This is a genomic window from Roseibium hamelinense (assembly GCF_007830545.1).
Taxonomy (GTDB): domain Bacteria; phylum Pseudomonadota; class Alphaproteobacteria; order Rhizobiales; family Stappiaceae; genus Roseibium; species Roseibium hamelinense.
Genome location: NZ_VLLF01000004.1, coordinates 248556 through 273211 on the forward strand (window position 1 = coordinate 248556; position 24656 = coordinate 273211).

Genomic DNA, 24656 nt, shown 5'->3' on the forward strand with positions numbered 1-24656 from the left:
TTGCGGCGGAAACTGACGTGTTGGATAAAAAAGGTCAAGTTGGATTGGCGATGGCAGCCGAAAGCGATCAAGCAAGTGCCGTCTAGAGGTCAGTATCGGAGCGCAACGGAACCTTTACCAGCGCTTCTCCCTCGAGAACAACCTGATCACCGACCTGGCATATACAAGAAAGGCGTGCCCGCGCGCCGCGTTCCATGAGCTCGGCCACTGTGACGGTAACGGTAACATCGTCACCAATACGGACCGGCGCCTTGAAGTTGAGCGTCTGTGACAAATAAATCGCACCAGGACCTGGCAGCCGTGTTCCCAGAACGGCAGAAATCAAGCTAGCAGTATAAAGACCATGCGCAATGCGGGTTTTGAAAGGCGTTCGAGCGGCGAAATGCTCCGATAGATGGATTGGATTCCGGTCGCCGGAAACCTCGGCGAAGCCAACAACATCGGTTGAACTCACGTGTTTTTCGACTGACTCTGACATGCCGACCTGCAAGTCTTCAAAACACAGTTCTCTTAGTTCAAGGATTGCCAATGTGACGCGCTCCCGCTGCCGGTCTTCTTATCACTCAAACACTACGAAAGCTGTGGGTTCCCGGCTATTGGGCTTTTGGTGAAGAAAAAAACAGCGCGTTATTAACGGACTTTTCAGGGCCTTGGCGTAATTTGCAGTGAGTGTGGGGAGGCGAGGACACTTTAAAGTGTCTCTCTCCTTTTAAGTCAGAACGCGTTTCCACGGCCCAAGGCCAGGGGCCGCGCTAGTTGACAGTATGGAGTAGACGATGGCCCTTGATCTTCAGATGCCGGTCCTCGTGGTCGATGACTACAAAACGATGATTCGCATTATTCGGAACCTGCTGAAGCAGCTTGGCTTCGAAGATATCGATGATGCTGCGGACGGCACCGAAGCTTTGGAAAAAATGAAACAGCGGCGGTACGGGCTGGTCATTTCCGACTGGAATATGGAACCGATGACCGGTTACGAGTTGCTGAAGCAGGTTCGCGCGGACGGCAGTCTCAGTAAGACGCCATTCATAATGGTGACTGCCGAATCCAAAACGGAAAACGTGATTGCAGCCAAAAAAGCCGGAGTTAACAATTACATTGTTAAGCCGTTCAATGCCCAAACTCTGAAGGGCAAGATTGAAGCCGTTTTCTCGGACTAATATTACGAAGGTTTGGCGGCTGTTCGGTTGGGGAGCCGAGCCGCCAGGGCCACTCGAGACTTGGGGAAGAGTGCCGGGCGTTCCGGCACGCACTGCATTATCGACAGTGTTTTATGACTGTCGGCAATAGCTCTGGAAGGCTTCACTATGAGCGGTATGACAAAAGAAAACGTATCGCGGGTCATTGAATTTCTCGTCGAAAACAAGAAACGTGGCGGGGACGTTTCGTTAACGGACGTGATGCAGCTTGCTGAGGTCATGTCCGGATCCATGCACGACTTCCTGTCAACTGTTCAGCCTGCTGTCACCGAAGAGTTGCGCTCGATCGCGCGTGAAATCACGCGCATGAAAGAAGAGATTTCGCAACTTCGGGCAAAAGACATGACCGGGAGCAAGATCCCAGAAGCAGGCAGAGAGCTTGACGCGATTGTCGAAGCGACCGAGGAAGCCACCAACACCATTATGGAGGCTGCAGAAGAGATCATGTGTGCGGATACGAGCGATCCGCTCGCCTATCAGGATCTTGTCAGCGCCAAAATGATCGGAATTTTTGAAGCCTGCACCTTTCAGGACATCACCGGACAGCGGATATCAAAGGTCGTGAAGACGCTTAACTACATCGATGAACGGGTGTCTTCTTTCATTGAGCAATTGCGTATTCCGGAAGGGTTTGAATTGGACCTGCCGGAAACCGAGGCCGAACGCCGCGAGCGCGAACTTATTCTTCACGGGCCTCAGCACGCCGGTGAGGGTGTTTCGCAAACGGATGTTGATGACCTCTTAAAGGACGCTCAGGCAGATATCGACAAACTGTTTGATTAAGCCGGAAAACAATTCCATTTGTTTGTGCAAAAACCGAATGCCGGTCACCAAACAAGCCTAGGCACAGCTGCGCGTGCCTTCAAACCTTCCTCGACCAGTCGTGCCCGGATCAACTGTTCCTCTGGAGAATCGACCGCGCCAAAATCAGCCGAGTGAATGCCCGCAGTTATGAACAGCACATCTAGATCCTGAGACACCGCACCACGAATATCTGTTGGCAGGCCATCGCCAATGGCAAGTATACCGTCACGTGAGATATCCGTACCGCGAATTTCGGCAACTTTGCGTATTGCAGCATCATAGATGGGTTTGTGGGGCTTGCCGAGAATCGTTACTCTTCCGCCAATGTCTTCGTAAAGCCGAGCCAGGGCACCCGCGCACCAGATCAGGCGGTCTCCGCGTTCGACAACGATATCAGGATTGGCACAAATCATCTCTAAGCCGCGCGCGACGAGATCTTCAAATCGGCTTCGATAGTCGTCCGGGGTTTCGGTTTCATCGTCAAACAACCCGGTGCAGCTAATAACCTGCGCATTTTCCTCGGTACCAATCACGATGTCCATGTCATCGTAAATCGGAAAATCACGTTCAGGGCCAATATGAAGGATCGGATTGCCAGCGTGGGAGCTTAACAGCTCGCGCGTCACGTCCCCGGATGTTACGACGTCATCATAGGCTGTGTTTGGAACACCAAATCTTGCAAGTTGTTCTTTGATCAGATGAGCCGGACGCGGCGCGTTTGTAATAAGTACAACTGTTCCGTTGGTCTCGGCGCGATATTGGGTCAACGCTTTGTGCGCGTTTTCGAAAGCCTTGACGCCATTATGCAACACACCCCAGACATCGCATAGAACGGCGGCGTAGTCAGGCGCAAGCGCGCGGAGCCCAGGAACAATCAAAGGAGCAGTAGCGGTCATGACAAATCACTTGAGGTCTCGCGCATCTGTTACGATTGCGCAGAATCGGTAAGAACACGCGTCGAACATTATAGGATGCGTGCAAGCGGGGAAACCACAGAGGGATAGAATATGGAAGTTCGGCAGCTCGGCGAAGACGTGATCAACCGGATTGCGGCCGGCGAGGTGGTTGAGAGACCAGCTAGTGTCGTAAAGGAATTGGTTGAGAATGCCGTCGACGCAGGCGCGACCGTCATTGAGGTCGTGACCGCTGGTGGCGGCAAAACCCTCCTACGCGTGTCTGACAATGGTTTCGGCATGAGCAAGAGCGATCTCGAGCTGGCAGTCCAGCGGCATTGCACTTCCAAAATCACAAGCGATGATCTGTTCGAAATCAGCACGCTGGGGTTCCGCGGAGAAGCCTTGCCGTCAATTGCCTCTGTGGCTCGGCTGAGTATTAATACAAGGCGGGCTGATGAGCCGCATGCTTGGTCGATTTTGATCGAAGGTGGAAAGAGTCATGCCATCGCCCCGGCCGCCCGCAAAAAGGGAACGGTTGTTGAAGTGCGAGATCTGTTTTTTGCGACACCAGCCCGCCTGAAGTTTCTGAAATCTGACAGGGCAGAAGCGGCAGCAATAACCGAAATCGTAAAGCGCATGGCCCTAGCTTATCCGCATATCGGATTTTCGCTTACCGGGGCAGATAGGCAGCCGCAAACTTGGGCTCCTGCTGGCGGTGAGGGGCGCATGGCGCGCATCTCGCAAGTTCTCGGCAATGATTTTATTGAAAACGCAATGGAAATCGACGCGGAACGCGAGGGTGTGCGCCTTACAGGCTATGCAAGCTTGCCAACCTACAATCGCGGTAATGCCCAGTTGCAGTTCTTTTTTGTCAATGGCCGTCCCGTGAAAGACAAGCTCTTGCTTTCAGGCCTTAGAGGGGCATACGCCGATGTTCTGGCGCGTGACCGCCATGCGGTAGTTGTGTTGTTTGTTGATCTTGAGCCGGCGCTTGTTGATGTGAACGTACACCCTGCCAAGGCGGATGTGCGATTTCAAGATAGTCAATTGGTGCGCGGGCTTCTCGTCGGTGCTATTAAGCAGGCCCTTGTGCGATCCGGACACCGGTCGTCGACCGCTAACGCTGGTGTTGCAATGGAGGCCATCCGGGCTACCGGGTTTGCGCCTTCCGCAGGTCATCATCGAACAGCTGTTTGGCGCGGGCCAGAGCGGCAATCCGGCTTCGCTGCGCGTAGCTTTGCGCCCGTCGAGCAGGGAGTTGGATGGTCCGAACCGGACCAAAGCAGCTACACAGCACCTCAACCCGTTATGCAGGCCCTATCCCGGCCGTCTGCCGATGCACGAGCCTACGGTGATGCGGCTCCTGACGATGAGGCAACAGATTTGCCTCTTGGTGCCGCGCGTGCGCAGGTTCATGAAACATATTTGATCGCCCAAACCCGAGACGGTGTTGTTATCGTAGACCAGCATGCGGCGCATGAGCGTCTCGTTTATGAGCGCTTGAAGGAGAGCCTTGCAAAAAAAACGGTCGCCCGCCAATTGCTGCTGATACCAGAAGTCGTTGAGCTTCCTGAGGAAGAAGCCGCAAGGTTGCTGGAGCACAGTTCGGAGCTTGAACAGGTTGGTCTGGTGCTCGAATCATTCGGACCGGGAGCTGTCGCTGTGCGTGAAACTCCTGCCATGCTGGGCGAAATAGACGTCCGGAAACTGATTGCAGATTTGGTTGATGAGGTCACGGAATGGGAGACCGCGGACACTCTGAAGGAGCGCCTTGATCATGTCGCTGCCACCATGGCTTGCCATGGCTCAATTCGCGCTGGACGCCGAATGCGACCGGAGGAGATGAATGCGCTTTTGCGGGATATGGAAGCCACGCCGCTGTCGGGACAGTGTAATCATGGCCGTCCGACCTGGGTTGAACTCAAGCTTTCCGATATCGAACGCCTGTTCGGGCGCAAATAAATGCGGATCACTTCGGAAACCTTCCGCCAAGTGTCGAACCGAAAGACAAGATCGCTATGAAACGGTTCATTGTTAGCGTGTTTTGCGTGCTGGTCCTTGGCTATGTCGGGGCTGCGGGTGGTATGTATTTTCTCCAAAGAGATCTGATTTTCAAACCGGGCGGCAGTCTGGAGACGCCTGAGGAGACCGGCCTTCCGGATGTCGACGAGGTGCTGGTTAAGATGCCGGATGGTGCTTCCCTACTCACTTGGCAGGCTGAGCCACGGCACGATGGTCTGCCGACCGTTCTTTACTTTCACGGACAGGGCGGCAACATTTCCGACCGCGCCTCGCGCTACCAGCAGATCCTTGATGACGGTTACGGGCTGATGGCTGTGAGCTACCGCGGGTATCCGGGCAGCGACGGCTTGCCGTCAGAGGACGACTTTATTCGGGATGGAACGGTATTGTTTGACCTGCTGAACGATGCGGGCAAACCGGTTATCGTCCACGGCGAGTCTCTGGGAACCGGCGTCGCGGCGGCCGTCGGTGCGGCGAGATCAGAAGCGCTGATGGTCGTTTTGGAAGCTCCATATACGGCTGCGGTCGATATCGCTGCTCAGCAGTATCCTTGGTTGCCAGTCAGGCTGTTGATGAAGGATCCCTTCATAACCCGGGAGCGGATCAATGAAATCAATGCACCAGTTTTTATTGTCCATGGCACTGAGGACCGCGTCATCCCAGTTGGGAACGGAGAAGCGCTCTATGAGTTGGCACAAGGCCCTAAGCGTCTCTTGATTTTAGAGGGAGCGACCCACGGCAACTTGTGGAGCAGGGGGCTTTGGCCTGCTGTTGTAAAAGCGGTTGCTGATGCGTCGGGCAGCGGCCTTTGAGCGCGGGCTTTTATTCTCAAAAAAGGGCGGCCGAGCCGCCCTTTTTCATATTCGCAACGATCACCGTGTTTAGAAAGTTCTTTGCAAGCGGAAGGTCGCGTAGATCTCATCCCGGTCACTCAGGCCAGAGGCTGAGCTGAAATCAAGATCCCGGTACTGCACCTCAGCGCCGATCATGAAGCCGGACACTGGCTCCCATTGAATGTTTGGTGTGATGTCCCACTGGGTGAAGTCATAGGCGCTCGTACCACCATCTACGTTGTGGTATCCGGCGTCGAGATTGAACTCGACTGTATCAGTCAACCCTTGGCGGATGCCGCCGAAGATGTTCCAGGTCCGGGTCGTATTGGTTGACGTTCCCGTATAGACCGCATCAGTAATCCGGCTATTCCAGCCTGTTGAGCCGTAACCGCTCGCACCATCAGTGTAAACGCCTTGGATTGCAAACCGCGTTCCGGTACCAATGGAACTGAATTTGAACTCGGCACCGGCGCCAACAGCCCACCCAACCTGACCGCTTGCAGAAGCGTCTGTGAAGCGAACATTGTGAACCGCTCCCATGACCTGAGCCGATCCCCAGCCCTGTTCGACCCGCAGTGCACCGACAAGGTCCGGCCACTTTTGCCCGCCATTGCCATTCACATTCGGCGAAATCAGCGCCTGTTGGCGGAAGGTCGCATCTTCGATTGCCACCGTTGCGGAAAAACCGTTTCCGAATGCGGCAGTGTAGGCAAGCAGGTTGGTGGTCTCATCAGAATAGGTCTCGACCTGCATATCGAGCGCAAACCCGGTGAAGAAGTCGAAGAACGAATCTGCGAAACCTGCTGTGATGCCACCCCATTGGATGAAGGCATATTCCAGGTCGAAACTTCCAGAGTTGCTGGTGTTGGTCATGTACATCGATGTGTATGTGCGAAGCAGACCGAACTCTGAGTTTGTGCGGGAGTCGAGATACAGATATGCGCGGGCCCGCATCTCAACATCGTTTCGGGTCCTGTCTCCCCAGTCGCCATCGTCACCGAAGTTCTTGAACCGTGTATCAACACGAACACGGCCGCCAACACGCAGGCAGGTCTCGGTGCCGGGGATGTAGTAAAACCGGCTACCATAGGCGTCGCAGATGCGGACGTAGTCGACAGGCTCCGGTGCAATCGGAAGATCCGCCGACAGTGCGGGTGTTGCAAGTGCTAGGCTCGAAATCGCCGCTGCTGCAAGACTTTTTGTGTACATCGAACATCTCCAAATGAGGGGTCCGCCGGAGCGGCGGGATATTTGATGGAAACGTACTCCAACCAATATGACGATTGTGCAATGCGAATTTGCGATTTTTGCCGCGGCGCAAACACAAGATCTAGGGTGTTGCTCGGGGGCAACATTCGAACGGTAAGGGAATTAGTGACCTGACTGGCTGCCCCGTGATTCTAGCTGCGCCGGCCTTGGAAGAACTCTTTCAGGAGGTGTCTGGCTGGGGCTTCTGCAATTCCGGCGTAAATTTCCGGGGCATGATGGCATGTTGGCGAGGAAAAAAACCTGCCACCATGATCGACCGCGCCCCCTTTTTCGTCGCCGGCGGCATAGTAGAGCCGTCTTATGCGTGCAAAGGAAATTGCCGCCGCGCACATGGCACAAGGTTCGAGCGTCACATAAAGGTCGCACGCTGGAATCCGCTGGGATTTGAGCGCAGCGCAGGCTGCCCGGATCACAAGCACTTCTGCGTGGGCAGTGGGATCGTTTAGTTCGAGTGTCCGATTGCCGTCGCGGGCAATGATGAGGCCGCCACTTACCAAAACGGCACCGATTGGTACTTCCCCGCGGTGTCCTGCTTTTTCAGCTTCCGCGAGCGCATGCTCCATGAATGTCAAAACGGCCTCCGAATGAGGTGATGTACCGCCCGAAATGCTTAGACACGTTGAATAGACAAGTTTTCTGCCTAGCAACAGTGCGCGGGTGCAGTTTGTGGATTTTCGACCTGCAAAGGGTCTGGTATGAGGCTGTCATGACCACAGACAAAAAAACCGACAGACGCGGGCCGAAACGGTCCGCGCGTCCAAATGCGCAGGGCAAAAAGCCGGTGCGCGGTAAACCTGGCCCTAAAAAGGCAGTGCCCGGCCAGAGTTCCGAAGCGCGGCCAACGGTCGTTGGGGAAGGCGAGCGGATTGCTAAAGTGATGGCCCGGGCGGGGCTTTGCTCCCGCCGTGAAGCCGAGACTTGGATTGCTGCCGGCCGGGTGGAGCTGAACGGCAAAATTCTCGAGACGCCCGCCGTCACTGTTTCCGAGCGGGACACGGTTTCGGTTGATGGTGCGCCGCTTCCTATGCGCGAACGCACCCGACTTTGGCTCTATCACAAGCCTCGCGGGCTTGTGACAACCAACAAGGATCCGGAGGGCCGCCCGACTGTATTTGAAAAGCTTCCTGCGGATTTGCCGCGGGTACTGACTGTCGGCCGCCTCGATATCAACACCGAAGGGTTGCTTCTGCTGACCAATGACGGAGGTTTGGCGCGGGCGCTTGAACTGCCTGCAACCGGGTGGTTGAGGAGATATCGAGTCCGCGCGTTTGGCAAGGTGACGCAGGAACAGCTCGACGGCCTCGCTGACGGTGTTGCCATCGAGGGGGTTTTATATGGCGCGATCGAGGCCACTCTGGACAAGGCACAAGGTGACAATGTCTGGTTGACGGTCGGGTTGCGTGAGGGAAAAAACCGCGAAGTCAAACGCGTGCTTGAGCACTTGGGGTTGACTGTAAATCGCCTTATCCGTCTTTCTTTCGGCCCGTTCCAGTTGCTTGATCTCAATGATGGCGAGGTGCGGGAAATACGTGGCCGCGTGTTGCGTGACCAGCTTGGTGAAAAACTCATTGAGCAGGCAGGAGCAGATTTCGATGCGCCGATCATGAACGAGCGTGTGCCCGAACAGCCGAAAAAGACCAAAGGACCGGCAAAAGGTCCTGCTCGCGGGGCTGGAGGCAAAAAACAAGGATCAACCGAAGGTCGGTGGCTAAGCGCCCGCGAAGCGAAAGACAGTGCACGTCCGCGCAAATCAAACCGGCCCACAGCCGAAAAACACGGCGACAAGTCCAGCTTTGAGCCGCGTCCGTCCCGGTCTCAGCGGCGGATTTGGGGTGAGGACGGCTTGATCGAAGACAAGAGGCAGGAAGGTCGAAATGAAAGGCAGGACCGGAGCGGTCCGGAGCAGCGTGATAAATCGAGACCCAAGCCGCGCGGAGGGCGCCGGTGAGAATTGTTGCCGGGCGGTTCAAGGGTAAATCGATCAAGGCACCGAAAACGGATCGTACCCGGCCCACCAGTGACCGTTTGAGAGAGACCATCTTTAATATTATCGCGCATGGAACCACGCTTGAACTTGAAGGGGCGCGCGTGCTCGATTTGTTCGCGGGCAGCGGAGCGCTTGGGCTGGAGGCAATCAGCAGGGGCGCGCGCCATGCGACATTTATTGAAGAAGCATCGGCTGCCCGGGGTGTCATCCGCGAAAATGTTGAGGAACTTGGTTTGAACGGTGTCTGCAAGATCTTCCGAAGGGACGCTACGAAGCTCGGCGCGCCGGGAACAATTGAGCCTTTCAATCTTCTGTTCGCGGATCCGCCCTACGGCAAAGACCTCGGCGTGCTGGCGCTGGCGTCTGCCGTCTCGGGCGGCTGGCTGGCTGAACAGGCATTATGTGTGTTGGAGGAGCGTGCAGGGCTGGATATCAAGGAGCCGGTCGGACTTGTCGAGATCGACCGCCGATCCTCTGGCGATAGTCAGATTGTTTTTTACAAGCGTGACGCCTAAAGCTTGCCTCTACCGCCGCTCGGCTGCATGACATAAACCACTCTTTCGGTCGGAAGCGTCTCGCGTTTTACAATCAGGATGGGGTCCGTTGCCATTTGAACCTTGTATCCGTCTGCGCTCGCCCGGGAGGTGAACGCATCGAGCGATCCGAAAAAATGAAAATGCATTGGGATGACCAATGATGCACCAATTTCGTCAAGCACTTGCATCAAGCTCTCGTGGCGCAGGGTCGAGGAATTGTCGATTGCGGCAAACACAACGTCGATTTGCCCTAGTCGCAGGAGGTCTTCGTCGGTAAGGCGCTGGTGCAGGTGTCCGAGATGCGCAATGCAAAGATCTGCTACTTCAAACACGAAAATGGAGTTTCCAAGAGCCCGCGATGTGCCATCCCAGCCGCGTATATTGGTTTGGATGTTCCGAATACGCACGTCACCGACAAGAATGTCATGATCGATCGGGCCGCCCTCCAGGTTCCAACCCATCAATACGTGTTCAATCGAAGGATCCGGATTGAGCGTATAATGCGTGCTATGCGCGCCATTCATCGTCGCGACATTGGGCGGAATGGCAGGTTTGAAGCTGTCATTGTAATCGGTGGCAATCCGGATACCGGCCGGGGTCTCGAGCTCGAACGTCGAGTGGCCGATATACCTGATCTGGACTTCATTAGGAGCAAGCGCGACTTTCTTGGGGTTTGGGCGGTAGGGTGCATCGGCGACAATCTGGCAGATAGCCATCGCCCCTGTCGGCACGAGTGTTGCCAGCATGATCACAAGAGTTGCCGCGATACCTGGCAGGTGTGTCCACCACATCGAAAGTGAAATCCGCATCATGCTACCCCGGACGGTTTTAGTATACTTAGTTACGTAGGGTAGCTGAGAATGGTCAGCAAGCTTTTGTGAGTTGGAGCTTTGTACCGCAGTCCAGCCTCAAAAAAGAAATGGCAGCTGTTCGCTGCGGAGAACACTCGCGCAATCAGCTGCCAGGTGGGGGCTGGTGGGAGGAAGAACCCGCCCCGGGAACGTCGCATCAGATGCAGCGTCTAGGTGCACACCGCGCCCAAGAAGCGCATCCAAAACAAACAAGAGAACGCATCCTTTAACAAAGACTGTTCTGCTGCTAAGCCACCGATTTATAGATTACGATCGTAAGGCTTCTTATTTTGTAAATGCTCGTAATAATTCAGAAAAAAATAGTATTAGGTATAATTTCTGAACACTAAACTATTTAATTATCGATATTTTTTACTATCTCTTGATCAGCTTCGTTAGGGCAGTGATTGCTTGATCGCGAAGCGGTTCCGCCTTTGCAATGATTTGATCCGTTTTCATGAAATCAAGAACCCGTATATTGTCGTGCTCGGGTCGGAGCAGAATATCCGGCTGCCTTGTCTTAAGTTTTTCATAGGTTATCGACTGCATGAGAATTTGGGATGTGCCGAAAATTGCATCCATTGTTGTCGGGGTTTGACGTCCAATTCTTGGTATCGGTTTGCCCACTACATCGACGGCAATAATCAAGTCGCAGTCTGGTGGAAGGCGATCAAACGGTAGCGGATTTGTTACGCCACCATCTACCATAATGCGATCATAGAGCTTTACGGGCCGGAATACCGCGGGAATCGCGGCCGAGGCAGCTATTGCCGGCAGCAGGGCCCCCGAGGAAATATCGATTTCCTCGCAGCCGTAAAAATCGGTGGCGAGTACAGTGAGTGGAATTTCGAGGTCTTCGAATGTCTTAGGAAGATGCTCTCCGACGAAGACTTCAAGAACCTTGAGTGGATCAAACTGAACCGTGTTGCCCGAAAACAGCTCCTGAAATTTTTTGGGCCGGAGCTGCCAGATCCGCGAGAGGACTGCGTTTCTGTCGGCAAAGGTCGCGCTTGCGATTGTGCGGATTTCTTTTGAGGTTTTTCCGGCTGCAAATGCAGCGCCGAATACGGCGCCGATCGAAGTGCCGACAATCGCATGCGGCCGAATGCCCAGATCATCTAGTGCTTCCAAAACAGGAATATGCGACATTCCGCGGGCACCGCCGCCGCCGAGGGCCAGTCCGATTTTTGGCGTTGCCATAGTTGCTTCCTCAAAATGCCGTGTTTGCTCGGCACTTATGGGCCACGCGGATGCGTACCATCAAGAGGCAAGTTGGTTCGCGTCTCAAGGAAATGGCGACCAAGAGTTCGTTAGACAACAAACAGCAGATCTTCCGGAGACGCGGACAGCCACTCTGTAATGTCTTCAAAGGGCATAGGCCGCGCAATAAGGTAACCCTGAACGGAGAAGTCTCCCATCATCCGAAGACGATCAAATTGCGCATCTGTCTCCACGCCTTCACAAATCACGCCAATGTCCAGGGACCGCGCTAGATGGATAAGTTGGTTCACCACAACTTCCTTCTTCCCGTCGTCCAGAATCTGCGCGGTGAACGACCGGTCTATCTTGAGCCCGTTAATCGGAAGGTCTGCCACGTGTGACAGGGAGGCATAGCCAGTGCCGAAGTCATCAAGCTCAATATGTACTCCGAGGCGGTGCAGCTCTTCCAGGACCTGGGAATTGTCCGAGCGCTCATCGTCGAGAAACACCGATTCCAGAACTTCCGCTGTCAGGTGTTCGGGCCCCACGCCATGTTTCTTCATAGCCGCATTGAAATCGTTGAGAAGCGTCCCGGATGTCAGGTGTGACGGTGACAAGTTGACAGCAATTCGCCCGAAATCAAGATCGCGGTCCATCCACGACCGGGCTGCCGCAAGGGCCTTGTCGATGACGATGTCTCCGACTGTTGCGGCCAGATTCGATTTTTCGACTACCGGCAAAAAGGCGCCAGGCCCCAGAACGCCGCGAGTTGGGTGGTTCCAGCGGATCAATGCCTCGATGCCGGTGACTTTTTGAGTGCGAATATTAACTTGCGGTTGGAACACCAGGAAGAATTCGTTGTTCCGGATCGCCGTTCTCAGCTCCTGTTCCGTGCGTGCTTCCGCATCGCTGTCAATCTTCATGTCGCTGGTGAAAAAGCACCAGCGGTCCTTGCCGCTGTCCTTAGAGCGGTAAAGCGCAAGATCCGCGTGGACGAGAAGCGTTTCGAACGTGTCGCCATCCTCCGGGCATCTTGCAACCCCCATGCTGACCGACGGCCAAATCTGGTTGCCGTCGAATTCCATTGGGGCACGCATTACCAGATTGACCCGTTCGCAGAGCTCTTCGGCGTCGACATCCGGACCACTTGCAACGATCACGAACTCGTCGCCGCCCCACCGATAGGCTTGACCCAGGCCGGTGCAGCAGGTGCGAAGACGTTCTCCTGCCTCATCAAGGCAATAATCGCCGGCCGAATGACCGAGCGTGTCGTTGATCCGTTTAAAATTATCAATGTCTAAGTGGATGATGAATTTTGGCCGTAGGGAGCTGTCCTTGGAAAATGCGTGTTCAGCATCCCGTTGACACGCAGCACGGTTAGGTAGCTGGGTCAGCGTGTCGAAATAAGCCATCCGTTCGGCTTCTTCCTTGGCCGAGCGGATTTCGCGCTCACGGGCCGATCGTTCGGTCAAATCATTCGCAATCGCAACCAAAAGGTCCTTATTACGTTCTCTATACAGCTGGAAACGGACTTCGACTGGATAGCTTGTTCCGTCTTTCCGAAGCTGTATCCCTTCGACATTTAAGAGCGGCATTGTTCCGTCGAGGACAGGGGCAACCATGTCACGGAAAGTTTGTTCGGTATGCTGTGGGCTTATGTCCCAAGGGCATAGCTCGTAGAGTTCGTCAGCATGGTAACCCAGGTTTTCACGGGCACACTGATTGACGTGCTCGATTTTAAAGCTTGTTGCATTGACGATGTAAACTTCGTTGAGAGACGCTTCAAGGATCCCTGCGAGCAACTGGCTTTGCTCCTGGGCCGTGTGCCGTTCTGTGATGTCGAGGACGGTGCCAAACATACGCTTGGGCAGGCCATCGTGGTTGGCGATGACGTAGCCGCGCACGTGAAGATAGCGGACAGAGCCATCGTCACGAATGATCCGGTGTTCGAAATCGAAGTTGGAAACGGCGTCGATTGCATGCTGTATCGACTTTTCTACCATCGGGCGCTCGGCGGCCGGGATCTGACGGTAGAGCGCCTTGCGGGCGTTCACCGCATCAGTGTCTGTGGGAACGCCAACAATGCGGTAGAGCTCCTCTGACCAATGCAATTCACCTGTTTCCAGATTGCGTTCCCAACTACCGATCGAAGCGATACGCTGAGCCTCTTGCAATCTATTGCGGCTGTATTCCAGTTCTTCAGTGTTGGAAGCAACCTCCTGTTCCAACCGTTCGCGGGTTGCCAGCACCGAGGCCTCGACGGTTCCTAAGAGCCGCTTGAAGCTGATCCAGGATAAGGCAGCCAGCAACAATGCGGCAACGAGCGAGATGCCCGCACTTTGCGCAAACGCCCGAAACTCGTCCGTCAAATCTTGCAGGAGATACAGCGAAGTGGCTTTCGTGCCATCTGCCAACGTTACGGGGAAGGGATGGACAACTTTAAGTCTGCCACCGCTTATAAAGGACTTTTCCGCAAACGAACCACTCAAAGCGCCAGTTTGCAGGACTTCTGAGAAAAAGGCGGGCGCTGGTCCCGATCCGACTGCGCGAAACATAAACCGGTCGCTTTTTAGCCACTCAGCCTCTTCTGCAATGGCCGAGTTTTGCGCGGAAAGGGATGCCGTATCAACGACTTTCACAATGTCGGCGTCGATTGCTGTGCCGATCGCGCTCAAGGGGCCGGAGATATCTATACCAAGCTTTATGTAACCCAGCGTCTCTCCTGAGTGCACCCATGGCCTTGCAACTGTAATCGCCGGGACGGAGGTATCGCCATACTCAAGGCCGCGTGATGTTTGCCCAATAAGCTGGGCGACTGAAAGGATGTACCCACGGTCGGCCGTGCCGGTTTTTGATCTGTTGTGGGATTTGTAAAGCGCAGTCCGGGCCGGTGTGTAGATCGAGACTTGGGGTTTGTCCGCTTCACCAGAAACCTCCGTCAGGAGCCGCTGAACGGCGAGCTCGATGCGAGCGCTGTCTTCTGCACGCATTGCAGACACAAGGTCCGGATCACCCGACAATACGCTGATAGTGCGCGTCAGGCCGGCCATGGCAATCGACTTTTGGTGCAAGAATAAAGTCTGCGCGGATGAAACGGTCTTGTCGACCGGCGCTCTGAGGTTGCGATACTCGTTGATTATGTTTTGGGCTGTAAGGGCGAATAGAGCGAGCGTCAGAAAAAGCAGAAAAGTGACTTGGAGTGGACGAGAGAAATGGCGTCCGTTCTGGCTCCAGCTTCCAAGGATCGATTCCAGGCGTGATGCACGAGCGACATCTGAGCCCTCGTTTTCAATGTTTGGATTCCTCCCAAGTCGTCTATCGCCGCCCACACTAGTCTCCCACAGCAGCCGATAAGCTGCTGATTACTGCCCCACCCGAAAGCACACGCGATGTTGTTTTTGTTATTGCAAATGATTCCACCGCATTGCATTCGCCACGGCAGTTTAGACTACACAGGTTAATCTTGGTTGAACGCCGGAACTCAACAAACCAACCGCTACTATGCTGGATAGACAGCACTTTTTAGCACCCTCAGTGCATCTTAAGCACAACCATGGCACGTGCTTGCACTCGATTCAATCCCTTTCGATATCCGGCTGGGATACGCAAAAATACGAATATGTTTAGGTGGTCAAAGAGCTAGCCAGTATGGTGCCGGAAGAATCTCAAGAGTTCGTTTGAGGTGGCGGCGGGAGCTTCTTCGGCAATGAAGTGGCCACCGCGAAGGCCGGTTCCACTGACACAATCTGCCCAGCTCGCCCAGGTGTCGAGATGTGAACTTACTTTGGACGCGATGCCCGCTTCGCCCCAAAGTGCCAGCGTCGGGGCACTAATCTTAATGCCGTCCCGTTGGGTTTGCAGATCATGTTCAACGTCTAATCCAGCGCCGGCGCGGTAGTCTTCGCAAGTGGCCGCTATGCGTTCTTGGGCCGAGAAAAAGGCTTCGTAATGCGAAAGAGCCCCGTCTGAAAACGCCGCAAGAGACTTTTCTGCTGTCCAGCTGGCCAATGTGTGGCGAAGGTAGCCGACGGCGTCGCGGGCAATCAGCCGTTCGGGAAACGGCGCGGGCTGAGCGAGAAACATCCAATGATAGATGCTCAGGCCAAAGACCCGGTCGAGTTTGTTCCAGTATTCAACAGTGGGTAGGATGTCCAAAACCGCCAGAGAGCCGACGCGCTCTGGATGGTCGAGAGCCATCCGATAGGCAACCCGTCCACCCCGATCATGGCCGGCAACTGCAAATTTTTCATGTCCCAGAGCCGACATCAATTCGGTGAGGGCAGCGGCTGTCGCACGCTTGCTGTAGTTGCCATGATTGTCGGTCAGGGCCGGAATTTCCGAAAAGCCGTAGCCCGGGAGGTCAACCGCAATCAGGCGGAAATGCTCAGCAAGTGTCGGCGACACCCGGTGCCACATAACATGGGTCTGCGGGTATCCGTGTATGAGAAGCAGGGGAGGCCCCTTGCCGCCGGTTCTGCAATAAAGCTCACCTAGTTGCGTGTTGATCCTGTGTTCTGGAAAACCGGGAAACAGATCTGGAAGCTCAACAGTCATGTCGCGGTCCTGAGTTCCATTGCATTTGAGGTTTGGTAGGTTGCGCCATATCGATAATTCAATCCTAAATGGCGCGCCAGCCAATATCACTACGGCAAAAACCGTCCGCCCAGTCGACTTTCTTGACAGCTGCGTAAGCCCGCTGTTGAGCCTCTGCAACCGTGGCGCCGCGGGCCGTGATATTCAACACCCGTCCGCCGTTCGCAAGAATATCGCCGCTCACTTCGCGCGTTCCGGCGTGAAACACCTCGACATCAGGATCCGCCGCCGCATTCTCCAGGCCTTTGATCACCGTTCCTTTTTGATAATTGCCGGGATACCCTTTGGCCGCAATGACTACGGTCAGGGCGACATCGTCTGACCAGCGTGCACTTACATTATCGAGTGTTCCGTCGACGGCAGCCAGCATCAAAGTTACAATGTCGTCTTTCAAGCGCATCATCAACACCTGACACTCCGGATCGCCAAATCGTGTGTTGTATTCGATCAATTTCGGTCCGTTTTGTGTGATCATGAGCCCGGCATAAAGCACACCTTTGAACGGCGTTCCCCGAGCTTCCAGAGTTTGGATTGTCGGCTCGATGATTTTTGACAAGGTCTCCGCCACCAGGGCTTCACTCATCACTGGAGCCGGGGAGTACGCGCCCATGCCCCCCGTGTTCGGCCCGTTGTCTCCATCATATGCCCGTTTATGATCCTGCGCCGTTGCCAGCGGTAAAGCGTTCTTGCCATCTGACAACACAAAAAAGCTCGCTTCTTCTCCGCTTAGGAACTCCTCTACAACAACAGATGCGCCGGCCTCGCCAAAGCTGCCGTCAAAACATGCTTCAACGGCATCAAACGCCTCTTGCACGGTCGTCGCCACTACGACGCCTTTTCCTGCCGCAAGGCCGTCCGCTTTGACGACAATGGGTGCACCTTGCGAGCGGATGTAATCCTTTGCAGATTGGGCCTCCTCAAAGCGCTTGTAAGCTGCCGTTGGAATGCTGGCTTCATCACATACCGCTTTGGTAAAGGCCTTTGATCCTTCCAGCTGCGCAGCTGCCTTTGTCGGGCCGAATGCCTTTATCCCCGCAGAAGTGAGATCGTCGGCAAGTCCGGCCACCAACGGGGCTTCGGGACCAATTACGACAAGACCCACTTGCTGTTTTTTACAGAAATCTATCACGTTCTGATGGTTCGAGGCGTCCAGCGGGACAACGTCAGCGATTTGTGCGATGCCGGCATTTCCCGGTGTGACAAAGAGCTTTGTCATCAATGGCGAATTCGAGATCGCCCAAGCCAAAGCGTGTTCGCGGCCACCAGAGCCAATGAGAAGGATGTTCATGAAGCTTCCATCAGATTTTACCTTTTTGATGATTAAAAAGGTATCGTCGAAAGGGTTGGATGATGTCGGCTAGCGACTTACCACCAGCTCTGCTCAACGGCAATGTCCGCGGCGCGAAACCCATGGAATCGGGAAACTGCGCATGAGGGTGGAGTTGGCTTTGGCAGGCCCCGCTTTGCACCGCAAGGCGGAAGAAATGGCAGAACTTGCCTTTTCTTATCATAGACGGCCCTTTCCAAAACGACATAGAATTGCTTTCAGGTATCTCCTGGTTGAGCCGTTGAAGGGGCGGGTATACCTTGTGATGCAGGATCTTTACGCCCTAGGGCTGTTAAGTCTGAGCTTCGTTCACTCTATCCAGCATGGCGGCCTTGTTGCCGAGTTGGAGATCTTCCATCTGTGCGGGCCGCACTCAGACAACAAACCCCTTCGCGACAGAGTTCTGGAGTTGTTGTTCGACGATCTGCAAACACTTGGAGCGGTTGGGGTCGTGGTTCGATCACATGGCCTTGTGCCCAATGAAGACTATTTTCACGATCGCGGCTTTGAGGCGGTTGGTCTGGTTGAATACGTTAGAGAGGTAAATCAACCTGATCCACCATTAGAGGAAAAGGGGGGCAGGGTCGGCCTCAAGCGCCTGTTCGGCTGACATGTTCGATTGATCCTCGCACTTTCGCATCACCCTTAAAATGCCGCGCAGTAGAGCGGCGGCCTGGAGCGAACCCTACGTTTGGACACACGCGCATAAAGTTCTGGAAACGACCAAGGCCCTGAGGGTAAGGAAGGGCATGTTTTTTTCGACGAAAGATACCGGGCCCGTCGCAGATGCTGTCAAGCAGCACTGGGTAGATACACGTTTGCCGGTCTGGGCGCGCCCTTATGCAAGACTTGCCCGTTGGGAACGGCCAATCGGCTGGTGGCTTTTGTTGTGGCCGTGCTGGTGGTCTGCGGCTCTTGCAGCCATTGCGAGCGGATCAGCTTTTCCAGATCCCTATCATCTGGTGTTGTTTTTAATTGGCGCCATTGCAATGCGGGGTGCGGGGTGCACTTACAATGATCTGATCGATCAAGACATTGATGCCAAGGTTGAGCGCACACGGTCTCGTCCCATCCCGGCAGGACAAGTGACAAGAACCCAGGCCAAAATCTTTTTGGTTTTGCAGGCCGCGATCGGACTTGCAGTACTTCTGCAGTTCAATACCTTTTCGATCATCTTGGGTGTGTGTTCTCTGCTGCCGGTCGCAGTTTACCCATTCATGAAACGCATCACGAGTTGGCCGCAGTTCTTTCTCGGAATGGCCTTTTCCTGGGGCGCGTTAATGGGTTGGGCGGCAGCTTTTGGCGAACTTGGCTGGGCGCCGGTCATTCTTTACCTAGGCGGTATCAGCTGGACCATTGGGTATGACACAATATATGCGCATCAAGACAAAGAGGATGATGCGCTGGTCGGCGTCCGTTCCACGGCTCTTCTTTTCGGCAACCGAACAAAGCCGGCCATTTTCGGTCTTTACGCGTTGGCAACCGCGCTCTTCGCCGTTGCGGCTTCCCTTGCAGATGCGGGGCCTGCCGCTTTTGCGGGCCTGGCAGCCGGTGCAATTCATCTGGCTTGGCAGGCACTCAGGCTCGATATCGATGATGCGGCGGAGTGCCTAAAGTTGTTCCGGTCGAATGCGGCCTATGGCTGGCTCATATTCGGCGGATTTGTCGTCGATGCGGCGATTGCGGCAATTTAGAAGCGGGTGCGCACTTGTTGCCTAGCCGCTGGCGGCAGCCCGTTTTTTGGGCACGTCGGTATTTGCTGCTTCCGGTGCCGTTTGTTCTGTCAGAATTACGCTGTCTCGGTGTTTCTTGACATGGGCGATCATGACCGGGTCAGGTGGCACGATGGTCTCATAATTCAGCTCGGTAATGCGGTCGCGGCCCTCGGTTTTGGCCTCGTAAAGCGCTTCATCCGCTCTCTTTAGGGCTAGGTCGAGTGTCAGAGATCCCGAGAAGCCGGTCGCGAGGCCTCCGCTGAGCGTCGCCTTCAGGTGGCCGGCAGAGGCGTCCTCGGACCCTTTGGCAAATCTTTGCCTTACCCTTTCTGCGAGGACAACTGCCTTTTCCTTCGACATGTCCGGAAAAAACAGGGCGAATTCTTCTCCGCCAAGCCGCCCTACAATGACCTTCTGGTCCAGCGTGTCCTTGCAAACCCGGCCAAGCAATTGAAGAATCGCGTCACCCAATGCGTGTCCGTAGGTGTCATTGATCGTTTTAAATCGGTCTATGTCCATCATGACGACCGCGAAGGGCTTAGGCTTTTTGTGTTTTTCAGACAACCACCCATCCGCAGCTTCGAAAAAGGCGCGGCGGTTGGCCAAACCGGTTAGCGGATCCCTGCGGGCTTGGGCCCTGAACAGAAACTGGTCTTTTTCGATCACTACCGAGAACGCCAGGATCACAATGGCAACTGCCGTCAAAAGCATTGCAAGCAGGAAGATTTGCAGCATTTGCATCTCAAAGACGCCAAGCAGAGTGTTGTACCCTTGGCCGAACACCTGGACTGTAAATGTAAAATAGGAGACGCTTTCCGCCAGCAATGCGATGCCGAGCCACCGTGCGGTGTAAAGCTTTTCGCTGTTCAAGCGCAGGCACTGCAATGCGCCCCACGCGCATATCGCCGCCATTGACAATTGAACGAACAGAAAGTGTGCATCAAAGTTTGCGCGGAATGGCGGATATGCGCACAAAATCAACCAAGCGACCGGCGGGACTACTGTGAGATAGAATCTTGGTGCGCGCTCCCAGAAATAGGCGAGAGCAACACATCTGAGGCTTACACCGAGCAACAACAAAGCATTGCCGACTACCATACTCGCGAGCTCTGGTATATGGTATCGCATTCCGATTAAAGACAGACCGAGGCCTGACAAGGCAAGCGCGGCCGCGAGCGTTTTTATGTAAGCACTATGCGCGGCCGATTGATGGGGCGTGATTTTCCATACGAGGAAAAAAAGGAGAGCACCGACACACTCAACGACGGTAATCGCAGTTAGCAGCGTTGCCGCGTCAAGATCCATGTGTGTTGTCTCCCAAACTACGTTAGGGGAGTATGTTGCCGAAAAATGGTAATTTTCTCTTTATATTCCGGCTGTTTAAAAATGCTGACTAAATAGCCTGGAAGATTTTACGATCGAGCGATGATTTCACGTTCACCTTTGTAGGATTTTATGGAACGCTCAGCATTGCCGGTTTTACGGCGCACAAGGAAGCGTGGACGCCGCCCGGTCAGCATTGAGAGTTTGCGGCGGGCGTGCGGCGCGCCGGTTTTTTCTGCTTGAAAGGCCTCGATGGGTTTAATCCGGCCGCCGAGGTCACGAACCAGCATAGGCAAGCCAAGAGCCTTGGACCAAGCGGGCCAGGCGCTGGCAAGATCTTCCGGCCGGTCCGTTTCGCACAACACCACGGACAATGTGTCGTCGCTGTGTTTGAGGATCAGCTTGGCGCAAACGCTGCCAGGAAGTGTGCCCGGCTTCACCTCGACCATCACCCCATCAAAAACTTTTGTTGGTATTACGAGCGTGCCTTGGTTGTCGCTTGTCACGGGGCGAAAGCACGCGCCGTCCTTGTCGAGCGACACCACGTAAGAGCCATGTGTGTTTGTTCCCCCGCTGCCCGGCTGGGAAACAAAGTTCACAGGCAAGTCTTCAGGGGTAAGTGGATTTTTATTACTTACCCCTGAAGTAAATGACCAGTCATTTGCTGTTTGACGTCTCAATTTGCCTCTCCGTCGGACCTTGTGTTTTTGTTTAGGTCTCGCGAATAGGGCTAAGTTACACGTCAACAGTACGAAATAACTTAACGAGTACAGTTAACAAAATCTAATAATTAATAGGGTTACTTGATTATAACCTGGTCATTAAGAAGCTGTTCACCTTGGCCATCGCTGCGTTCAACGCTTGGGAGCTTGCCGCCAACACCGCATCGCCTTAAACAAGCTGGGACAACAAAAAGGCGGGTGTGAATGTCTGATCAGGTCAACCAAGCAAAACTCGAAAACAAGGCGGAGCAGTTGGTTGCAGCCGCCAAAAGGGCAGGAGCCGATGCATGCGACGCTGTGGCTGTGACCGGCGTTTCGCTAGGAACCGACGTCCGCAACGGGCGTGTTGAGGAGACCGACCGTTCGGAAGGTGACGATTTTTCGCTACGCGTTTTTGTCGGTAAGAAGTCGGCGATTGTCTCGGCAAATCAGGTCAATGATCCCGAGGATCTAGCAGAGCGCGCGGTCGCCATGGCCAAGGTTGCCCCGGAAGATGCGTTTGCCGGGCTTGCTGATCCGGATCGGTTGCTCAAGGAATTTCCTGAGCTTGAATTGCTTGATGACACCGTTCCGTCTGCGGCAACCTTGACCGAACTTGCATTGGCCGCCGAAGAGGCGGCCATGGCTGTAAACGACGTCACAAAGTCTGGAGGTGCAAGCGCCTCTTGGCGTCTCGGTGGTATCGTGTTGGCAACATCCCACGGCTTCAAGGGGTCATACGTCTCTTCCCGGTTTGGCCTGTCCATGACGGCAATTGCCGGAGACGGCACTGCGATGGAACGCGACTATGATTTTGATTACTGTACCTTTCTGGAAGATCTACTAGACCCGGTCGTGATCGGGCGCCGAGCCGGGGAGAGAGCTGTCCGGCGGATCAATCCGGAAAAGGTATCGACCCAGACAGCGAATGTTCTTTATGAGGCGCGCGCGGCCCGCAGCTTGGTCGGACATCTGGCGGGGGCAATCAACGGGGCTTCAATTGCCCGTGGTACCAGCTTTTTGAAGTCCGAAATGGGCAATCAGGTATTTGCAAAGGGAATGCGGATTACCGACGATCCGTTCAAAAGGCGCGGTGCAGCAACGCGTCCGTTCGATGGTGAGGGAACAGCTTCTCCTGTCCTGGACGTGATTGATGACGGTGTTCTGACCTCCTGGTTTCTGGACGGTGCGACCGGACGCGAGCTGGGGCTTGAACCCAATGGCCGTGCACGGCGCTCGGGTGGTGGAACCAGTCCCGGCAGCACAAATTTGACCCTTTCTCCCGGCAAAAACAGTCCCGAAGAAATGATGAAATCTGTCGGCAGCGGATTGTTGGTAACGGATTTGATTGGTCAGGGCGTGAATGGTGTCACGGGTGATTATTCCCGTGGTGCGTCTGGCTTCTGGTTTGAAAACGGTGAAATTGTTGGCCCCGTGAGTGAGATCACAATTGCGGGTAACTTGAAGGATATGTTTGCCCGGATGGTTCCAGCCAACGATCTCGATGATCGGTATTCGGTCGCTGCCCCGTCCATCTTGATCGAAGGGCTGACACTTGCAGGCAGCTGATCCGGTCATCGATGGTCAGGATTTGCAGCTCCTTCAACAGGCAGCGCGCGAGGCTGGGCGTCTGGCCATGACCTTTTTTGGTCAGTCCCCCGAAACATGGTTCAAAGATAACAAGTCCCCGGTTTCGGAGGCTGACCTCGCCGTCGACAGGTTTTTGGAGGCAGAGCTTCTTAAACAGCGCCCAGGCTACGGATGGCTGTCTGAAGAGACAGTAGACCGGCCCGAGCGCCTTTCCTGCGACCGGGTTTTCATTGTAGATCCGATCGATGGAACACGCGCGTTCCTCGCGGGCGGATCCGAATGGACCGTGGCAATCGCTGTTGTAAGCGCCGGTCGCCCTCGGGCTGCTTGTGTGTATTGTCCAGTGAAGGACGAAATATTTACCGCTCAGTCTGGCTTCGGTGCGTCTATGAATGGGACCGAAATTACGGTATCTGCGCGGCCGACAATGAACGGAGCGATCTTGGCCGGTCCGCACTCGATCGCGGCGAATGACGATGTTGCGAGGGCGGGTGTGCAGCGGTCGGAATATATCCGGTCTCTTGCCTATCGCATTGCTCTTGTCGCCGATGGACGGATCGATATTGCTGCCGCGCGAAAAGGCCCATGCGATTGGGACCTTGCAGCTGCGGACCTTTTGGTGCAGGAAGCGGGCGGCCTGGTTTGTGACCTTTTGGGAAATACCGTCAGTTACAACAAAGCCGATGTGCGCCATCCAACACTGATCGCTGCGCCAGACCAACTAATCGGAGAGGCAATCGGCCTTGTCTCCAAGGCGTCAGGCGCCTGAATTTTCGAGAAATCGCGAGACCGAAACATGAGTGAAACGCAAACCGGCAAACAGTTGCTCCATCTTGTCTTTGGTGGGGAATTAGAATCGCCCGAGGGCCTGACATTCCGTGATCTGAACCAACTCGATATAGTGGGCATTTACCCGAACTATGCAGAAGCCGAAAAGGCCTGGAAATCCAAAGCCCAGGCAACCGTCGACAACGCGCATATGCGTTATTTCATCGTGCACATGCACAGATTGCTTGACCCGGACGCAACGGCCTGACCGGGTTGAAACGCGATCTCTTTATGGACTTGTTTTGAATGATGAAGCGTATTGGCCGGCATCCGGTTTTCATCCGGGCCGTCGGATCTTTGTTAGCAAGCTACCTAAAATTGGTGCGCGCAACCAATCGGTTCGTCATTGATCCGCCAGACATCTATGACCGGCTGCCGCCAGATCTGCCGGTGATCGTTGCCATGTGGCACGGCCAGCATTTCATGATGCCATTTACCCGTCCAGACGGCTGGCCGGTAAAGGTCATGATCTCCCGCTCGGCGGACGGAGAAATCAATGCAATTGCGGCCGAGAAACTTGGTCTTGGCCTAATTCGGGCCTCGGGAGGGCAAAAGGCGCATCAAATCAAAAAGCGTGGCGGTATGCGGGGCTTTGTCGAGGCAATCCGGGCACTCCGTGAAGGGGCGAACGTTGCCATGACCGCTGATGTACCCAAGGGTCCCGCACGTGTATCAGGTCTTGGTATTGTCCAGCTGGCAAAGCATTCCGGGCGGCCGATCTTGCCGATTGCTGTTGCAACTAGCCGGTCTATTGAGCTGAATTCCTGGGACAAGGCGAGCGTGAACCTGCCGTTCGGGCGTGCAGCGATTGCCATTGGAGACATGATCACAGTGCCATCGGACGTGGATGATAATGCCCTTGAGCGCGCGCGGCAGGCGGTCGAGAACGGTTTGAACAAGACCACGCAGCGCGCTTATGAGTTGGTCGGCCGCTCCGATGGCAGCGCCTAAATCCCTACTCTTGAAGATTTATCTTGCCGCG

23 protein-coding genes are annotated in these 24656 nt (G+C 54.8%); 12 read left to right on the plus strand and 11 right to left on the minus strand.

The window, feature by feature from the left end; all coding sequences use genetic code 11:
- Positions 1-82 precede the first annotated feature (82 nt).
- A complete protein-coding gene (locus JM93_RS10445) occupies positions 83-478 on the minus strand; it encodes a MaoC family dehydratase (protein ID WP_145343302.1) in 396 nt (131 codons plus the stop codon).
- A gap of 298 nt (positions 479-776) precedes the next feature.
- Between JM93_RS10445 and JM93_RS10450 the strand changes: the two genes are divergently transcribed.
- Entirely contained in the window at positions 777-1160 is a 384-nt protein-coding gene (locus JM93_RS10450; protein ID WP_006935666.1) for a response regulator, read from the plus strand.
- Between the two features lie 147 nt (positions 1161-1307).
- Positions 1308-1982, plus strand: a complete 675-nt coding sequence (locus tag JM93_RS10455) for a protein phosphatase CheZ (protein ID WP_208995082.1) — start codon at positions 1308-1310, stop codon at positions 1980-1982.
- Between the two features lie 44 nt (positions 1983-2026).
- Here JM93_RS10455 and JM93_RS10460 read toward each other — a convergent pair whose 3' ends face one another.
- Entirely contained in the window at positions 2027-2899 is an 873-nt protein-coding gene (locus tag JM93_RS10460) for a TIGR01459 family HAD-type hydrolase (RefSeq protein ID WP_145343042.1), read from the minus strand.
- Between the two features lie 111 nt (positions 2900-3010).
- Here JM93_RS10460 and mutL point away from each other — a divergent pair, with 111 nt between their 5' ends.
- Positions 3011-4861 (plus strand): DNA mismatch repair endonuclease MutL, encoded by a 1851-nt coding sequence (gene mutL / locus JM93_RS10465; RefSeq protein ID WP_145343044.1) that lies wholly within the window; start codon positions 3011-3013, stop codon positions 4859-4861.
- A gap of 56 nt (positions 4862-4917) precedes the next feature.
- Positions 4918-5733, plus strand: coding sequence for an alpha/beta hydrolase (locus tag JM93_RS10470; protein ID WP_145343046.1), 816 nt, complete (start codon positions 4918-4920; stop codon positions 5731-5733).
- Between the two features lie 69 nt (positions 5734-5802).
- On the opposite strand, the gene JM93_RS10475 is transcribed toward JM93_RS10470, so the two are convergent.
- Both JM93_RS10475 and JM93_RS10480 read right to left on the minus strand, forming a co-directional pair.
- Positions 5803-6963, minus strand: coding sequence for a porin (locus tag JM93_RS10475; protein ID WP_145343048.1), 1161 nt, complete (start codon positions 6961-6963; stop codon positions 5803-5805).
- Between the two features lie 191 nt (positions 6964-7154).
- The gene (locus JM93_RS10480; protein ID WP_145343306.1) at positions 7155-7586 is read right to left on the minus strand and encodes a nucleoside deaminase; all 432 of its coding nucleotides are present in this window, start codon (positions 7584-7586) and stop codon (positions 7155-7157) included.
- Positions 7587-7729: 143 nt separating this feature from the next.
- On the opposite strand from JM93_RS10480, the gene JM93_RS10485 reads away from it, so the two are divergent.
- Together JM93_RS10485 and rsmD are read left to right on the plus strand one after the other, a co-directional pair.
- Positions 7730-8971 carry a pseudouridine synthase gene (locus JM93_RS10485; RefSeq protein ID WP_145343050.1) on the plus strand — a complete coding sequence of 414 codons (1242 nt, stop codon included), beginning with the start codon at positions 7730-7732 and terminating at the stop codon, positions 8969-8971.
- The gene (rsmD, locus tag JM93_RS10490; RefSeq protein WP_145343052.1) at positions 8968-9525 is read left to right on the plus strand and encodes a 16S rRNA (guanine(966)-N(2))-methyltransferase RsmD; all 558 of its coding nucleotides are present in this window, start codon (positions 8968-8970) and stop codon (positions 9523-9525) included. The genes JM93_RS10485 and rsmD overlap by 4 nt, the downstream gene beginning before the upstream one ends.
- Here the strand turns inward: rsmD and JM93_RS10495 are convergent.
- The 5 genes from JM93_RS10495 to purD form a co-directional block, all read right to left on the minus strand.
- Positions 9522-10355 carry an MBL fold metallo-hydrolase gene (locus tag JM93_RS10495; RefSeq protein WP_208995083.1) on the minus strand — a complete coding sequence of 278 codons (834 nt, stop codon included), beginning with the start codon at positions 10353-10355 and terminating at the stop codon, positions 9522-9524. The genes rsmD and JM93_RS10495 overlap by 4 nt on opposite strands.
- A gap of 417 nt (positions 10356-10772) precedes the next feature.
- Entirely contained in the window at positions 10773-11597 is an 825-nt protein-coding gene (locus JM93_RS10500) for a patatin-like phospholipase family protein (protein ID WP_145343054.1), read from the minus strand.
- 110 nt (positions 11598-11707) lie between these two features.
- The gene (locus JM93_RS10505) at positions 11708-14926 is read right to left on the minus strand and encodes a putative bifunctional diguanylate cyclase/phosphodiesterase (protein ID WP_208995084.1); all 3219 of its coding nucleotides are present in this window, start codon (positions 14924-14926) and stop codon (positions 11708-11710) included.
- Between the two features lie 310 nt (positions 14927-15236).
- Positions 15237-16151, minus strand: a complete 915-nt coding sequence (locus JM93_RS10510; protein ID WP_145343056.1) for an alpha/beta fold hydrolase — start codon at positions 16149-16151, stop codon at positions 15237-15239.
- A gap of 64 nt (positions 16152-16215) precedes the next feature.
- Positions 16216-17478 (minus strand): phosphoribosylamine--glycine ligase, encoded by a 1263-nt coding sequence (gene purD / locus JM93_RS10515; RefSeq protein WP_145343058.1) that lies wholly within the window; start codon positions 17476-17478, stop codon positions 16216-16218.
- A gap of 142 nt (positions 17479-17620) precedes the next feature.
- On the opposite strand from purD, the gene JM93_RS10520 reads away from it, so the two are divergent.
- On the plus strand, positions 17621-18127 hold the full coding sequence (locus JM93_RS10520; RefSeq protein ID WP_145343060.1) for a hypothetical protein: 507 nt from the start codon (positions 17621-17623) through the stop codon (positions 18125-18127).
- A gap of 139 nt (positions 18128-18266) precedes the next feature.
- Positions 18267-19211 (plus strand): 4-hydroxybenzoate octaprenyltransferase, encoded by a 945-nt coding sequence (ubiA, locus tag JM93_RS10525; RefSeq protein WP_145343062.1) that lies wholly within the window; start codon positions 18267-18269, stop codon positions 19209-19211.
- Positions 19212-19232: 21 nt separating this feature from the next.
- Here ubiA and JM93_RS10530 read toward each other — a convergent pair whose 3' ends face one another.
- Together JM93_RS10530 and JM93_RS10535 are read right to left on the minus strand one after the other, a co-directional pair.
- A complete protein-coding gene (locus tag JM93_RS10530; RefSeq protein ID WP_145343065.1) occupies positions 19233-20537 on the minus strand; it encodes a GGDEF domain-containing protein in 1305 nt (434 codons plus the stop codon).
- A gap of 107 nt (positions 20538-20644) precedes the next feature.
- Positions 20645-21154 carry a DUF6101 family protein gene (locus JM93_RS10535; RefSeq protein WP_145343067.1) on the minus strand — a complete coding sequence of 170 codons (510 nt, stop codon included), beginning with the start codon at positions 21152-21154 and terminating at the stop codon, positions 20645-20647.
- Positions 21155-21481: 327 nt separating this feature from the next.
- Between JM93_RS10535 and JM93_RS10540 the strand changes: the two genes are divergently transcribed.
- From JM93_RS10540 to JM93_RS10555, 4 genes are read left to right on the plus strand one after another with little or no spacing between them, the layout of a single operon-like run.
- Entirely contained in the window at positions 21482-22825 is a 1344-nt protein-coding gene (locus JM93_RS10540; RefSeq protein ID WP_145343069.1) for a TldD/PmbA family protein, read from the plus strand.
- Positions 22812-23615: a 3'(2'),5'-bisphosphate nucleotidase CysQ gene (locus tag JM93_RS10545; protein ID WP_244300804.1), complete on the plus strand. Its 804-nt coding sequence runs from the start codon at positions 22812-22814 to the stop codon at positions 23613-23615. Before JM93_RS10540 ends, JM93_RS10545 begins: the two co-directional genes overlap by 14 nt.
- Positions 23616-23642: 27 nt before the next feature.
- A complete protein-coding gene (locus JM93_RS10550; RefSeq protein ID WP_145343071.1) occupies positions 23643-23882 on the plus strand; it encodes a DUF4170 domain-containing protein in 240 nt (79 codons plus the stop codon).
- 38 nt (positions 23883-23920) lie between these two features.
- Positions 23921-24625 (plus strand): lysophospholipid acyltransferase family protein, encoded by a 705-nt coding sequence (locus JM93_RS10555; RefSeq protein ID WP_145343073.1) that lies wholly within the window; start codon positions 23921-23923, stop codon positions 24623-24625.
- The last annotated feature ends 31 nt before the right edge of the window (positions 24626-24656 follow it).